The sequence below is a fragment of the Lysinibacillus sp. NPDC094177 genome (assembly GCF_050279145.1).
GTDB lineage: Bacteria > Bacillota > Bacilli > Bacillales_A > Planococcaceae > Lysinibacillus.
Map to the genome: position 1 here is coordinate 60,515 of NZ_JBNNTW010000001.1, position 15,320 is coordinate 75,834.

Annotated in this window: 12 protein-coding genes; 5 read left to right on the plus strand and 7 right to left on the minus strand. The window is 34.5% G+C overall.

All coding sequences use genetic code 11. The features are described from left to right. Nucleotides 1-235: 235 nt before the first annotated feature. The 5 genes from ACQKNC_RS00320 (at nucleotide 236) to ACQKNC_RS00340 (ending at nucleotide 5,749) form a co-directional block, all read left to right on the plus strand. Nucleotides 236-1,360 (plus strand): endospore germination permease, encoded by a 1,125-nt coding sequence (locus tag ACQKNC_RS00320; RefSeq protein WP_427422924.1) that lies wholly within the window; start codon nucleotides 236-238, stop codon nucleotides 1,358-1,360. Further along, nucleotides 1,360-2,817, plus strand: a complete 1,458-nt coding sequence (locus tag ACQKNC_RS00325; protein WP_427422925.1) for a spore germination protein — start codon at nucleotides 1,360-1,362, stop codon at nucleotides 2,815-2,817. The genes ACQKNC_RS00320 and ACQKNC_RS00325 overlap by 1 nt, the downstream gene beginning before the upstream one ends. A 712-nt stretch (nucleotides 2,818-3,529) precedes the next feature. Further along, nucleotides 3,530-4,291, plus strand: coding sequence for a TerC family protein (locus ACQKNC_RS00330; RefSeq protein ID WP_427422926.1), 762 nt, complete (start codon nucleotides 3,530-3,532; stop codon nucleotides 4,289-4,291). A 207-nt stretch (nucleotides 4,292-4,498) separates the two neighbouring features. Then, the gene (locus tag ACQKNC_RS00335) at nucleotides 4,499-5,131 is read left to right on the plus strand and encodes a Bax inhibitor-1/YccA family protein (RefSeq protein WP_427422927.1); all 633 of its coding nucleotides are present in this window, start codon (nucleotides 4,499-4,501) and stop codon (nucleotides 5,129-5,131) included. A gap of 108 nt (nucleotides 5,132-5,239) precedes the next feature. Then, nucleotides 5,240-5,749 carry a ferritin gene (locus ACQKNC_RS00340; protein WP_427422928.1) on the plus strand — a complete coding sequence of 170 codons (510 nt, stop codon included), beginning with the start codon at nucleotides 5,240-5,242 and terminating at the stop codon, nucleotides 5,747-5,749. A 108-nt stretch (nucleotides 5,750-5,857) separates the two neighbouring features. On the opposite strand, the gene ACQKNC_RS00345 is transcribed toward ACQKNC_RS00340, so the two are convergent. The 7 genes from ACQKNC_RS00345 to leuC all read right to left on the minus strand — a co-directional run bounded on the left by ACQKNC_RS00345 (nucleotide 5,858) and on the right by leuC (nucleotide 15,320). Further along, a complete protein-coding gene (locus ACQKNC_RS00345; RefSeq protein WP_427422929.1) occupies nucleotides 5,858-7,924 on the minus strand; it encodes an ankyrin repeat domain-containing protein in 2,067 nt (688 codons plus the stop codon). A 428-nt stretch (nucleotides 7,925-8,352) separates the two neighbouring features. Then, nucleotides 8,353-10,203, minus strand: coding sequence for a dynamin family protein (locus ACQKNC_RS00350; RefSeq protein ID WP_427422930.1), 1,851 nt, complete (start codon nucleotides 10,201-10,203; stop codon nucleotides 8,353-8,355). Nucleotides 10,204-10,465: 262 nt separating this feature from the next. After that, the gene (rbsK, locus tag ACQKNC_RS00355) at nucleotides 10,466-11,347 is read right to left on the minus strand and encodes a ribokinase (RefSeq protein ID WP_427422931.1); all 882 of its coding nucleotides are present in this window, start codon (nucleotides 11,345-11,347) and stop codon (nucleotides 10,466-10,468) included. Between the two features lie 343 nt (nucleotides 11,348-11,690). Continuing rightward, entirely contained in the window at nucleotides 11,691-12,311 is a 621-nt protein-coding gene (locus ACQKNC_RS00360; protein WP_427422932.1) for an MFS transporter, read from the minus strand. Then, nucleotides 12,254-12,904: an MFS transporter gene (locus ACQKNC_RS00365; RefSeq protein ID WP_427422933.1), complete on the minus strand. Its 651-nt coding sequence runs from the start codon at nucleotides 12,902-12,904 to the stop codon at nucleotides 12,254-12,256. Before ACQKNC_RS00365 ends, ACQKNC_RS00360 begins: the two co-directional genes overlap by 58 nt. A gap of 382 nt (nucleotides 12,905-13,286) precedes the next feature. After that, nucleotides 13,287-13,880 (minus strand): 3-isopropylmalate dehydratase small subunit, encoded by a 594-nt coding sequence (gene leuD, locus ACQKNC_RS00370; RefSeq protein WP_427422934.1) that lies wholly within the window; start codon nucleotides 13,878-13,880, stop codon nucleotides 13,287-13,289. A 30-nt stretch (nucleotides 13,881-13,910) separates the two neighbouring features. Further along, the gene (gene leuC, locus ACQKNC_RS00375) at nucleotides 13,911-15,320 is read right to left on the minus strand and encodes a 3-isopropylmalate dehydratase large subunit (RefSeq protein WP_427422935.1); all 1,410 of its coding nucleotides are present in this window, start codon (nucleotides 15,318-15,320) and stop codon (nucleotides 13,911-13,913) included.

Genomic DNA, 15,320 nt, shown 5'->3' on the forward strand with positions numbered 1-15,320 from the left:
ACTGCTCGTCAATGCATGAAAAAATATAACTCTAAAATACGAGGTATTTGACATTTCAATCGTCAAATACCTCACTTTTTTTCTATGAAAAACTTTTCACGAACGAGGTGGGATTACGAAATTCACGAAAAGTTTATTTTTTTATTTCTTCTTTTCAGCGTAGTTTGTCACGCTTATAATCCTCTTATTTTTTGTCTAAGCTAAAATGTATCAATTAACGTTAGAGGGTTTTCATATGAAAGGCGTAGGAACAATTAGTATTTTACATGTTATCTTCTTATCTATGACTGTTATTGGCTTAAAAAATCATGTAACAATTATTCCCCCACTACTAGACGTCGTAGGGAGAGATGGTTGGGCATCTGTATTATTGGCTGGAGTTATTATATTCTTCTGGCTATTTCTTTTAGTTTATATTCAAAAAAAGACGAATCAGGAACCTATTAGAGACTGGTTAGATGGGAAAATCGGCAAAATTGGCTCTACAATTGTCATTTATATAATTGTTATTTATTTACTCATTTTGGCTGCTTTTACAATGGTTGAAACATTGCAATGGGTAAACACAACATTTTTACCTCAAACACCAGCCATTATATTATTACTCATTTATACAATTCTTTGTGTTTTACTCGTTGCAACAAGTTTACAAACCATTGTAATTTTAAACGTCTTTGTTTTATTCGGTGTAGTAGTCTTTGGTTTTTTTGTAGCATTTACAAATATACAAGTAAAAGAATACGAGTTATTACGTCCATTTTTTGAGCATGGATTCACACCTGTTATGAAAGGAATGATATATCCGGCATCAGGATTTATTGAATTAATCATGCTTTTATTTTTACAGCATCAATTTAGCGACCGCATTCGTTGGTATCATTTTGGCATCATGCTTTTAATTATAATGGGGCTTACTTTAGGGCCACTCATGGGCGCAATTGCAGAATTTGGTCCAACCGAAGCAGCAAAGCAAAGATATCCTGCCTACGAAGAATGGGGACTAGTATCCATCGGTCGCTATATTGAACATCTTGACTTTTTCTCTATTTACCAATGGCTTACTGGTACATTTATACGAGTCAGCTTCCTCTTATATGTTATAGCGGATTTATTGAAAATGACCGGGGATCCGAAGCAAATATGGAAAATGATAGCTCCACCCTTCTTTCTACTTTGTCTACCACTAATTATTTTAAATGAAAACATATTTCTAAAGGTGAAAGGGAACTATATATTGACAGTTACTTTTATTTTCTTTTTGCTTTTGTCAATTTTTTTCGTAATAATAGCTTTCTTTTCAGGTAAGTCTTCTAAAAAAGGGAAACCTGAAAAACAAGAAATGGAAAGTGGTGAATCATAATGCCTCAGCAGGAGAAGGCTATAGACCTAAACACCTTAAAAAAACTATTTCAAAAATCAGCAGATATTCAATTTCAGGAATATACATTTAATCAACATAAGGTTCATTTCATTACCTGTGATGCGATGATCGACCAACAATTGCTCAATGAAGTCATTATTCGGCGCGTTCAATTTCTTTATGATCATTTAGATGAGACATCCCTTGAAGAAAATATTACAAATCAACTTCATATCCCGACTCTTAAAAAAATCAAAGATAAAGAAGAAGCCATTACCTATGTATATACTGGTTTCCTACTGCTTTATTTTGAAGAGGAAGAGCTTTTATATGCTAGTAATGTTGCTAAAAAGCCTAATCGAAATCCCGAAGAAACGAAGATGGAGGTTCTTGTTAAAGGGCCAAGGGATAACTTTATTGAAGACATCCGCGTCAACATTGCACTATTACGAAAACGTTTACCTACAAATTCATTTTGTGTAGAAAAAGTGGAGTTAGGGAAACGTTCAAAAACAAGCGTGGCCATTCTTTATTTTGACGATATTGTCGATATGGATATTTTACACGGAATTAAAAAGCAATTGGCAGCTGTAGATACAGATATTGTCTTTAGTGGAGATGTCTTAATGGAGCGAATTAACAAAAACTCAAAGCTTTTCCCAAAATTCGATTACACTGGACGACCCGATTATGCAATTCAGGCTCTAATTAGAGGACGTTTTCTCATTTTTGTCGATGGTGTAGCATATGGCATCATCACACCTGTAAATTTATTTTTATTATTAAAATCTGCCGAAGATAATGAATACCCCATCGTTTTCAGTTCTATAGAACGACTTTTGAGGATTTTTGGTATTTTAATCGGTTTGCTGTTGCCTGCATTTTGGCTCTCTCTGACGACTTATCATCAAAATCAGCTACCATTCCAGCTTTTGGCAACAGTTGTCCAAGCAAAAACAGGATTACCTCTCCCCTCCTCTCTCGAAATGTTAATAATGCTACTAATGTTTGAATTGTTTCGAGAAGCTGGCTTACGTCTACCTTCAGTTATTGGAGGTACGATAAGCGTTGTGGGAGGTTTAATTATTGGTGATGCAGCCATTCGCGCAGGCGTGACAAGTCCAGAAATGATTGTGATTATAGCGATTTCTACGATTGCCTCATATACTCTTGTTAACCAATCCCTTGTGACAACTATCAGTTTATTGCGTATTATGTTCATTATTGCCAGCGCTTTTTTAGGTTTATTCGGATTTTTCATATCACTATACCTTACACTTCTTTACTTATGTAATATCCGGATCTATGGCTACTCTTACATGAATCTTGCAACAGATTTAAATTGGGCAACGATTAAAAAATCGATCTTCCGCCTATCACCAAAAGGCTACACTGAGCGTAACAAAGCACTTGCACCCCAAGATAGCTCTCGTACCTCTAGCAGGAAGAAGCAATGAAAAAAAATTATTTTACTAACAAGCTTAGCTAGTTCACTACTTCTTACAGGATGTTGGGATGTTACCGACCCCCAAAGAATGTATTATGTTCATGGCCCTGGTATAGATTATAAAGGCGATCAGTATGAAGAAGCATTAGCTAAAGATATTGATATTTATCGCCTTTCTGAATATCTATATCGAAAAAATGTGAAATTGTGAAAAAAACTAGAGAAGGATGGCAAGATCCCATTAACACCTAGTTCTATTAGTAAATTAGAAATAGACGTTAAAGTAAATTCTGGCCGTAAAAACTTTTGTAGAGACAATGAAAGAATAACATCCGCCGGGGATGAGCATCAGATTATTAACAACAATTTACTATCACCTAAAAAATTTTGCTTCATTTTTTTATTTGCAATTGACTTTAAGCATGCTATAATGCATTTATAAAGAATTGAATAGCTTTTGACAATTTTGTCAAAGGGGAGTAGCTAGCAGGTGCGAACGAAGCATCTGATTTCACATTCGTCATTACATGGTTATTTACCATCGGGTGTGAAGGCATATCTTGGCGTACATGATATTTTTCTGTGCAGCTTACAGTTAATTGCTTAGCAAGACCTTTGCCTATTTTTTAGGCAGGGGTCTTTTTATTTTGCCTAAAAAAGCGAAGGATACGTTAAAAGCAGTTTATTCATTCTGTTCTTAGTATATAGAGGAGGAAATAAATTTGGAAGCAATTTTATTAGAATACGCGTGGGTTCTCATCGTATTAATTGTACTGGAAGGTTTATTAGCTGCCGATAATGCTGTCGTTATGGCCGTAATGGTTAAGCATTTACCAAAAAATCAACAGCAAAAGGCACTATTATATGGTTTAGTGGGAGCATTTGTTTTCCGCTTCGCTGCACTATTTCTTATCACCACTCTTGTTAATTTCTGGCAAATCCAAGCTATTGGTGCTGCATACTTATTAATCATGTCTGGCAAGCATATTTACGATTCACGGAAAGCCGCACAAAATCCGGAGGAAATTCAAGAGCCTAAAAAACAATCTGGTTTCTGGATGACCGTACTGAAGGTTGAGTTTGCTGACATTGCCTTTGCCATAGATTCAATTTTAGCTGCTGTTGCCATTGCAGTTACACTACCTCATATCGGAAATTTTGATATTGGTGGCATTAATGCAGGGCAATTCGCAGTGATGTTTTTAGGTGGTATTATCGGTGTTATTATGATGCGTTTTGCGGCTCGTTGGTTCGTGAAAATTCTCGATAAATTTCCATCACTTGAAACAGCCGCCTTCTTAATCGTTGGTTGGGTTGGTGTAAAGCTGGCTGTTCTAACATTAGCACACGAAAAACTAGGTATTATTCCACATGAATTTCCACACTCACCACTATGGAAAACTATTTTCTGGATTGTTTTAGTTGGAATTGCCCTTGGTGGTTATTTAGTTGGTGTGAGAAACCAAAGAAAAAATGTAAAATAACAGAAAAATATCACCTAGTTCTAGCGAAGACTAGGTGATTTTGTATTACAAAACTAAGGATACTGGCACCCAGTAGACGGAAATTGCAGAACGAAATCGCCCCGATATTATGATAATGATACAAATTTTTTTGATCGAATCTTTTTCTTAATTGACTCGTATGTTAATACATAAAAGTTATTTTATAAAAAGAAAGGATTTTTCTATATGGTTTATGCTAAAAATCAAAACTTAAACAAAATTTTAAAACACTTTGCTTTTATGTGGGTATTGACAGTTGTCGGAATGTACATTGCAACATTATTACCTCCAGCTATTGTCATGCCTTTATCCATTATTGCTATTGTACTTCTTATCATCGCCTGCTTTGTACGAAGTCTTAAGCTTGCTAATTCCATTATGTATACAATCCCCTTTTTAATGGGAATATTACTATTTTGGACAACACAATTTTACATTACAGAGCTAGGACAGCAGCTTGTTCTACTTGTTTTCGTAGCAACCGTAGCAATTTTCATTGTGCTAGCACTAATTGGTATGATGATGAATAAAGACATTTCCAATTGGGGAAGCTATTTATTCACTGTATTAATCGTCGTAATTGTATTTTCACTAATCTTTATGTTTATCCCTGTTAGCAACATGGTCGCATTGATTATTGCGGGAATTACTGTACTACTTTTTAGTCTCTATACTGTTTATGACTTTAACAAAATCCGACATAATCATGTGTCAGATGCTGAAGTCGTTGGTATGGCTTTAAATCTTTATTTAGATTTTATTAATTTATTTGTCAATCTTTTAGAAGTCATTTGGCGTTTAAAAAATATAATTGATTAAACTTTCTAATTGAGAATAAACATCAATTAAGTTTTGCAATACTGCCTTTCTTCGCTGTATACTATAAGAGAAGCAACAGGTATTTACTTCAAAGGGAGGAAAACTTTTATGTTATCTGAAAAACTACACACAGCACTAAACGAACAAATGAATTTTGAATTTTACTCTGCGCATGCTTATATGGCGATGGCGGCATATTGCACAGATCAAGATTACGATGGCTTTGCCAACTTCTTTTTAGTACAGGCTGAAGAAGAACGCTTCCATGCGATGAAATTTTATAACTTCCTTAGTGATATGGGCTACCGCGCAACAATCCATGGCTTCGATAGCCCAGATAATCAGTTCGAATCTATTTTACATGCCTTCAAAACTGCCCTGTCACACGAGAAAGAAGTGACTCGCCGTATTTATAATTTATCGGATATCGCTTTAGATGAGCGCGAGCACGCGACAATGGCTTTCTTAAAATGGTTCATTGACGAGCAAGTGGAAGAAGAATCAACGTTCGACACATTAATCCGTAAAATTGAACGTATAGAAAGTGATTCTAACGCGGTCTTTATGCTTGACGCTGAATTAGCGACACGTTCATTTTCACCTGATGCTGAAGCTTAAAATTTAATATTAAATTGAGTCATTTTTTCCTCCTCAATGTTATAGTCGTACTTAACATTAACCCAGGAAGAATAAAAATGACTCTTTTCTTTACATATTTATATGGACTTAATCAAAGCTGCTACTATAATTAAGAAACCCTACTTCTTCGTTTGGTTTTAAAAGCAATAGTTGTTCTGTACCCTTTAAGTAAAATAAAGGCGCTTCATCATTGACATACGGTTCTCCTAAATCTTTATACCATTTTTCATTCAGCTGATTAGGAAAAAATTCAAACGAAATGTTTTCAATTTTATCGCCCATACCTATATAAGAACAATATTGCGTCTCTATATCTTTTCCTGTACTATCCTTCAAGTAATAAATATTACAGTCTATTTCACCATCTACAGTTATGTACTGTTCTCTCTTAGCTGGGTTTCCTAACTTATTAACTACATCTTTTCTGGAATTACCTAAAGTAATTCCACTTACCATAAAAATATTCTTTTGTTTATCAATCTTAATCATAAATTTATCTTGTTCAAATAATTCCACCAATGATTTATTAAACTTTTCAGCTACCTTTTGTGCTGAGTCCCCATTACTATTAACAGTTTTTATATCTGCCTTATTTTTGATTAGTTCTTCAACAACTTTTTTATCCCCATTTATTATCGCTAAATATAATGGTGTTTGCCCTTGTCCATTGAATCCATTTACATCTGTTCCCTTTTTTATTAATTCTGCTAGAAAAGTCAGATTATCTTTTTTATTATTAAGGAGAACATGGATTGCATTATTTCCAAATTTATCAACCTTATTAAGGTCTAGTCCCTTATCTATAAATATTTGAACTATCTCTTTATTTTGAGTAAGAATAGCCGTTTCGTATGTATTTTTACCATCTATATTCACTCTCTTTAAATCAATGTCTAGGTTTAATAATTCCTTGATTAATGCTGTATTGTTTAACTGCTGTAATAAGGCAACTTGTACAATATTGTTTCTCTCATTATCTACATCTTGAAGACCTACTTTCATTTCATTAATTAGGTATTCAATCATTTCTCTATTCCCGGTTTTCATTGCATAAAATAGGACGGTATTCCCCATCTCATCCTTTACGTTCATATCAACTCCGAATTTATGAAGTTCTTTTAAAATTTCATATTGTTCATTGATGACTGCAACATGCGCAAGGGTATGTTTCTCTTTTCCAACCTTGACACTTCCCATTCCTTTATTCATTAAGGAAATAGCTAAGTTTTTATTAGGTAATTTGATGGCTTCACTTATTGGATTTTCACCATCCCTATTTACAAAATTAACATTTGCCCCGTTTTCAATCAAAAAATTTATATCGTTCATATTTTGGCTTTTTACTGCTTCAATTAAAGAGTTATCCTTATCTTTCAATAAAAGATAATTTTCCCATGAAAATGTAAACTTTGTTATAAAGCCATAACCTGCAATAGCAATAAGCAATAAGAGACTTATCAATACAGAACTATATTTAAAGATTTTCTTTACTTTTTTCTTAGATATTTCACGTTGACGTTCTATTTCTAATAGTTCTTTCTTTTTATTTTCTTCCACATGTTTTTCATATAGTTTAATATGTTCATTTATTGTTTCTTCATTACTATAAATTGAAAGAACATGATCTTTTTCTCTTTTGCATCGCTTACATGTTTCCATATTCTTTAAGTTAAGACGTCCACATACACATGTCCATTTATCATTCAATATTTGTGAATAATATTTTGCATCATTTCCTTCATGTGCTTTCACAAACGTTATTTGCCTCGGGTTATTAATTTCTTTTAGTTCTACTTTCTCTAGCTCGGTTTCAGTTTTAGTCCATGTAGTCTCATCATTAAAAAGTACTTTATCAATGACTATATCTATGTTTCTTGCATGTAAAAAATTATCTAATAAAATTTTTTCATTGTCACCAAATGCTTGGTTAGGACCTATTGATTCAGTTAACTGAAGTTTATATTCAAGGCTATTAGATTCCCAACCAACTGGCTCACCAAATTGATCAAAACAATAGATAGTAGCATTAAAGCCTTTAATTCTTTTTTCTGAAATGTTATTAAATCTAAATGAACAATAAACCTTACCCGTTTCTTTACTTCTAAAAAGCTGATACTCAAGCATTTCGATTGGACAATTTATATTAACTAACATACAATTCCTCCGATTAATTTAACAACTCAAATTCCTCTTCTTTAGGCTTCACATTAGCTTTTAAACTTATTTCTTGGAGTAATGAAATAATTTTCGCAATTGCTAAAAAGAATATTCCTGTTACTACAAAAGATATTGCTGATACTAAAGTAGTAGTAAGATGAGATGTATAAACATCTTTTAATACAAAATATTTTTCTTCTATAAGGTTATTATCATATATTGAAACAATATCTATTATATACTAATTATCTATTATTTACTACGCACTCCAGAATACTTACCAGGATAATTTACACAATTTTTCTCTAGTACTTTATTCACTATTAAAGTTTGTACTGTTTTTAATCCCAATTAATGAAACATCACAAAATATAAAAAAATGCCCTAAAAGTTTAAATTACTTTTAGAACATTTTCTTTTAACGTTTATTCTTCATATTGAATATCTAATTTTTTCGGAATTTCTGGTATATCGTTTGATTTTACATCCGCTTCTGCTAAAGCTAACGTATGTAATGGATATTTTCTCTGAGCATCAAAAGGAATCGCAGTACTTTCCATTTTTTTGTTCATCTGACTACGTGCAAGTAGACCATTATTAGATAAATCAATGCTCATTATACTGTTAATCGTTTCTTTTAGCATACCAATATCCTTTTCTTTAAGTGGCATTTGCTCGTCCATTAAAAATGGTTGAATATTTTCTTTAATATAGCCCTGTGCCTCAATCAAACAAGAAAATTCATTTAATTTGTTAGCGTATAATTGTAATTGGCGCTTTTCTTTTGAGCGTTGTTGATTAAGCTCTTGCACTTTTTGCTCAATACTCACCAAACGATTTTTCGTTATATCCATAAGATATCTTTGTATTGAATCAATGGACTGAAGCATTATTGCCTCCGCTTCTTGCACTTTTTCAAATTGCGCAATACAAAGAATTTGCTGCTCATTTAACTTGTTAACTCGTTCCTTGAAAAATCCATTTTGTGTATGCTGACCAAAGATAGCTTTCATAAGGCCTTTTCCGTGAATTTTTTTATGCTGAGCGTCCAATCGATCATATTCACGTATATATTCGCTATGCATATTACGATATTCTCGTAACATTTGTTGATAAAAAATAGCAGTTTCTGTAAAACTTTCCACAACTTCATCTTGTAAATAATCATTTTGTGAGATGGTTTGTAAAAGTTGGTATAATGTTTGAACATTTTCAAATGTATTGGCAACCTGTTCGTATTCTTGCTCATATTCAGTCACAATCGCTAAATCACGTTGATAGCGTGAAAATTCATATTGTGAATCGCCTGCATATTTTTCAATGTTCTCAACAGCAGATTGGAAAGGATCTCTTTGTGGAATAACAGTTAATTCAAAGCGGAATCGTTCAAGCCATTGCAAGAAGCGAATTAAAATGCCATACGTTTTCTTATCACTATTTTCTGCAATCCGATGAATTTCTGAAATTAATTGTTCGTACTGACTATTTTGCCAAAGCTCATCACTATTAGTCTGTTTAGCTTCGATCGCTTCTCTAGCAGAGATAGCAACAAAATCACTTATTAAATGTCCATATCGTTCTCTCTCAGTATTGATAAACGTCTTCGTATTTTCATTTGAATCAATGGCATTGATAACACAAAGAGGCTCAACACCTTTGTTTTTTAACGTTTCCATCAATAATATTTCTGGATTAATAGCCATCGAACCTGAGCGTAATACCCAAAAGATTTCGTCGACACGGTTCATCAATGATTCTGGGAAGTAGGCCATTTCTCCTCCCCCAGATTCTAATGAAACAGAATCAATAATTGTCACTGATTTTAATAAATCATTTTTTAAATATACTTCTAGGTAATCTAAATGTTCTCGTAGTATTTGAGCTGCAAAAGTATCACCAGTTGTCAATAATTCTAGCTTACTCATATCGAATTTTGCTACAACACCATCTAAAAAATACGCCTTTATTTCTTCATGTTCACCATATCGCAAAAACGTATTGACCCCTGTTGGATGTTGATCACTAACAGGCAAAACTTGACGGCCTAGCAAACCATTCACAACTGTTGTTTTACCAACACGAGCTTTCCCTACAATAAGAATCATCGTTTCGTTGTTAGCATCTTGAATGATGCGATTTAAGTGTTTAGCTGTATCTTTTACATATGTATTTTGTAAAATAATGCCATGTAATTGTCGCAAATGATCAACTAGCTGTGGCAAAATATTATTCGCTGAGGCTGTATATTCGATCGGCACATTATCAATATTTGTCATCCTCAAAACCTCTTTTCGTATGTATCTAAAGTTATTATAAATGAAAATATTCTCTTATTAATACATAGTACTAAGAAATAACGACAAAAAAGGACAATATACTTAAATTCAGTTGTCACAAATAGGTAATAACTCTTACACCATTAAACCTTCTATCTCAGATATTATTACTCATTCAGACTAAAAGAAATAATTATTATCAGGATAAATCTGCAAGATTTAGTATTCTCGAACATTTACTATTATTCTTCTTTATTAATCTTTATTCTTCAATTCCAGCCATACGTGCGTAAACCGCTCCAAGTGTTGGCATTCCACCTTGTGCACCGAATTTCTCTACTGATAACGAAGCAGCAATATTTGCAAAATACACTGCCTGATCCAATGATTGCCCTTCTACTAAAGCATGAGCGAGTGCACCATTAAACGTATCACCTGCACCTGTTGTATCTACCGCCTTCGTTAAATAGCCAGGAACATGAATAGGATACTCACCATCAAAATAACGTGCGCCATCACTACCTAGCGTAATAATCATTTTATTAGGATATTTTTCTAATACTTGCTCAAAGTCATCTCCAAAAATTTCAGCACACTCCGTTTCATTTGGTGTGATATAAGTAATATCCTCCATCCATTGCACATCAAAATTAGCCGCTGGTGCCGGATTTAATAAAACAGGTACATTCGCTTCTTTACATAGTTTTATTGCAGAAGCGGTCGTTTCCATTGGGATTTCCAACTGCATAATTACCATCTGACTTTTCTGAATGATTTCTTTCGCTTCCTCTATATGCGCAGGCTTTAATTCATAATTAGCACCAGGCACTACAATGATACGGTTATCGTTATCGTAGATTAAAATATTAGCAATCCCAGTAGGTGCCGATACGCTCGTAATAGCTTCGGTTTGAACATGCTCTTGCTGTAAAACATTACGCAAAGTTTCACCAAAACTATCGGAGCCTACACAGCCTATCATTGCGACTTCACTTCCAAGCCGTGCCACAGCAGTTGCCTGGTTAGCGCCTTTTCCTCCTGGGATTGTTTGAAATTCTTTACCAAGGATTGTTTCTCCCTGCTTTGGAAAAACTCCCATTTGTACAGCCAAATCCATATTTATGCTACCTATAACTGTAATCATCTTTTTCCCTACCTTCCATCTTATTTTTCCATTTTAACTGAGAAAACAGTAGAAAGACAGGGCATTTACATTTGAAAATTGTGGAGTACTGATCTTCTAATCACATATTTCACAACATCCATTAATTTCAATTGCATAACAAACACATAGCATTAGAGAGTTTTTCATCATCCCAATTAAAGTTTTCCCAATAAACCTTTCCTTGCCTCTAATTCAATTTTTCTATCACAATCTTCACAGGAGAATTTTCCGTTCATATTTTGTTTATATAGTTTATATTTCCTTGTCCCTTCTACAACTTCAAATACTTTCTTACAAAAAATACAATGTAGCGAATAGCTAATCATAATACTTCCTCCTTTAAGCCGATGTAGTTTTTTGGGGAATATAACACAAAATATAATGAGACCGACAATAAAATACTTATAATACCGAAAATAATGGCAGTCATTTGAAGCGTAAATAATTCTGCAAACAGACCTAATAATAAGGTAAAGGAAATTTGTAAAATATTTTGAAATATACTAGAAATACTACCGAATCTCCCCATCATTTCAGGCGGTACATTTTGCTGATAAAACGTTTCATAACCAGTATTACTAAATGCCATAAAAAAACCTAGAAAAGCTAAACTTACAATTGCTAATATATTTGATGTCGAGGCATAAAAGGTTGTGTAAAATAGCATTGTCAGGAACAGGCCAAAAGCTATATATGATCGAGTAGACCATTTTTTGGCCAAGCTTGCGGCAACCATTCCACCTAAAATTGCCCCGGCTCCTGCACTACTCACCAAGGCTCCATATAAGCTATCGGATAACGCTAAATCTTGCTTTATAAATGTTGCTTCTTGAGAATCTAGTGCAAAAGCAATCATTAGTGCACTTTGAAACAGTAAATAAATCGTTATAAATAATGGATAAAAGCTATGACAGCTAGATAATCGCTTTTTAATAGTTGCCAAGTAATACGTTGCCTTGAAGTTTCCTTCATATCATCTACATCTGGTAATAAGTAAATGATCATAGCACAAACAAAAAATGTAAAGCTATTGAACCACATCGTAACTGTTGTATTAAAAAGCATGATGAGGAGCCCCGCTAGTGCTGGACCTACTAAAAATGAGCCTGAATTGAATGTGCCAAGTATTGCGTTGAATCGTTGTCTATCTTCTGAGGGAACAACCTTTGTAATATAATATGTACTACTAGGTCCAAAGAAACTATTCGCTATATTCGCTAAAAATAACAACGTATAGATGAGCCAAATAGATTCCATAAACGGCATACAAAAAACAATGAACCCTCGTATAACATCAGTTGTAATCATCAACCTACGTTTATTCATACGATCAATGAAAGATCCGGCTACCAAGCTTGTTAAAACTCTTGCTATTGGTCCGACAATAAAAATTCCAGCCATCGCAGCCGGCGATTGTGTTAAATGCCATACAAATAAATTTAGCGCTACAAGGTAAATCCAGTTTCCTAAACTTGAAAAACCTAACCCCCCAATTAACATACTGTATTTTCGAATGATAGCCCCCCCTTTCAACATAACTAACCTCATCATCATTCGATCCTTTTCACCGACCCAAATGCTTTATTCGGTGATGTTAAATTAACTACCCATGATTTCTACTAAACATTCCATTTTTTACCTCACAACTCTATTTATATATTATCAAAATATTGCATCAATTTGTGTGTAATTTTACAAAAAATATACATTTTAAATACCTAAAACATCCACCATGGGATTTAATTTAATTCGGCGGATATTATATATAAAAGTTGTAATCCTAGACATTTGCCAATTAAGGAGTTTTTCATAACTACCTGAGCGTTTCCCCCTTCAATCAAAGTAATTTTACTTCTTTATTAAAATAAAAAAACTGAAGACAACAAATGTGTCTTCAGTCTAAAGGTAATCGTTTCATTTATGAAAATGTAATACGTTGTGCTTCGTAAGCCGCGATTTGATCTTCGTATTTAAATGTTAGGGCAATTTCATCCCAACCATTTAATAATGTTTCTTTATAGTAAGGATCGATGCTAAAGCTATACACTTTACCATCTTCACCTGTTACTGTTTGTGTCTCAAGATTGACTTCCATTGAGTACGGTGTTTCTAAGCCTTTTGCTAAAATTTCATCACACTCTGCTTCAGTTAGCTTGATTGGTAATATCCCATTTTTGAAACAGTTATTATGGAAAATATCTGCAAATGACGGTGCAATTACTACATTGTAGCCGTAATCTAAGATTGCCCACGGTGCATGTTCACGAGAAGAACCGCAGCCGAAGTTATCTTGTGCTACTAAAATTTTGGAGTCTTTAAATTCAGGTTTGTTTAACACAAAATCCTTTATTTCATTACCATCTGCATCAAAGCGCCAATGGTAAAATAAATACTGACCAAAACCTGTACGCTCAATACGCTTTAAAAACTCTTTCGAAATAATTTGGTCTGTATCGACATTTTTACGATCAAGTGGAGTTATCACACTATTTACGATATTAATTGGTTCCATTTTCAATCATCCCTTCCGTGCAAATGGAATTTACACAGTTTCCTTTACGAATTCACGAACATCCACAAAGTGACCAGCAATTGCTGCCGCTGCAGCCATTGGCGGTGATACTAAGTGTGTACGAGAACCAGCTCCTTGACGTCCTTCAAAGTTTCTGTTCGATGTTGATGCACAGCGTTCGCCCGCTGGTACTACATCATCATTCATTGCTAGACACATTGAGCAACCTGTCTCACGCCATTCAAAGCCAGCATCTGTAAAGATTTTATCTAACCCTTCTGCTTCTGCTTGTATTTTCGTCGAATATGATCCTGGCACAACGATCGCTGTTACATTTTCATGCACTTTGCGCCCTTTAATAACATCTGCAGCTGCACGTAAATCACTGATGCGTGAGTTTGTGCAGGAACCGATAAATACGTGTTGTATATCGATTGAAGTTAATGGTTGACCTTCCTCTAAGCCCATATAGGCAAGTGCTTTACGAAGAGCAGCTTTATCTGACTCATCCTCATAATCTGCCTGTGTTGGAACATTATTTGAAACACCTGAACCCATTGATGGATTCGTACCCCAAGTGATGATTGGCTCAATTTCTTCTGCTTGAATAATTCGAATTGTATCGTATGATGCATCTTCATCGGATGCTAGGCTTAACCAATAATCTGCTGCTTCCTCAAACTTTTCTCCTTGTGGTGCATGTTTACGTCCATGGATATAGTCAATTGTCGTTTGGTCAGGAGAAATTAGCCCTGCCTTTGCACCAGCCTCGATTGACATGTTGCAAATTGTCATCCGTTCTTCCATAGAAAGCTTGTGGATAGCCTCTCCAGTGAATTCCACAATATGTCCTGTGCCGACACCGATACCGAATTTCGAAATAATCGCTAGAATAATATCTTTAGCAGCTACACCTACAGGGAGCTCACCTTCTACACGAATTTCCATTGTTTTCGGCTTATTTTGCCATAAAGTTTGTGTTGACAATACATGCTCTACTTCAGATGTACCAATACCGAAGGCAATCGCTCCGAACGCACCGTGAGTAGACGTATGGGAGTCGCCACAGACAATCGTTTTACCAGGCTGAGTTAAACCTAGCTCTGGTCCAATTACGTGAACAATTCCTTGGTCTGGATGCCCCATCCCTGCAAGTTCAACCCCAAATTCTTCAGCATTTTTTGCTAACGTTTCAATTTGGTTACGTGCAATTGGATCATGAATCGTTGGTAGATTTTTTGTAGGTACGTTATGATCCATTGTTGCAAAGCTTAAATCTGGACGACGCACTTGTCGTCCGTTCAACCTTAGACCTTCAAAAGCTTGCGGAGAAGTTACTTCATGAATTAAATGGAGATCAATATATAACAGGTCCGGTTTGCCCTCTTCTTGATAAACAACATGTCTATCCCAAATCTTTTCAATTATATTTTTGCCCAT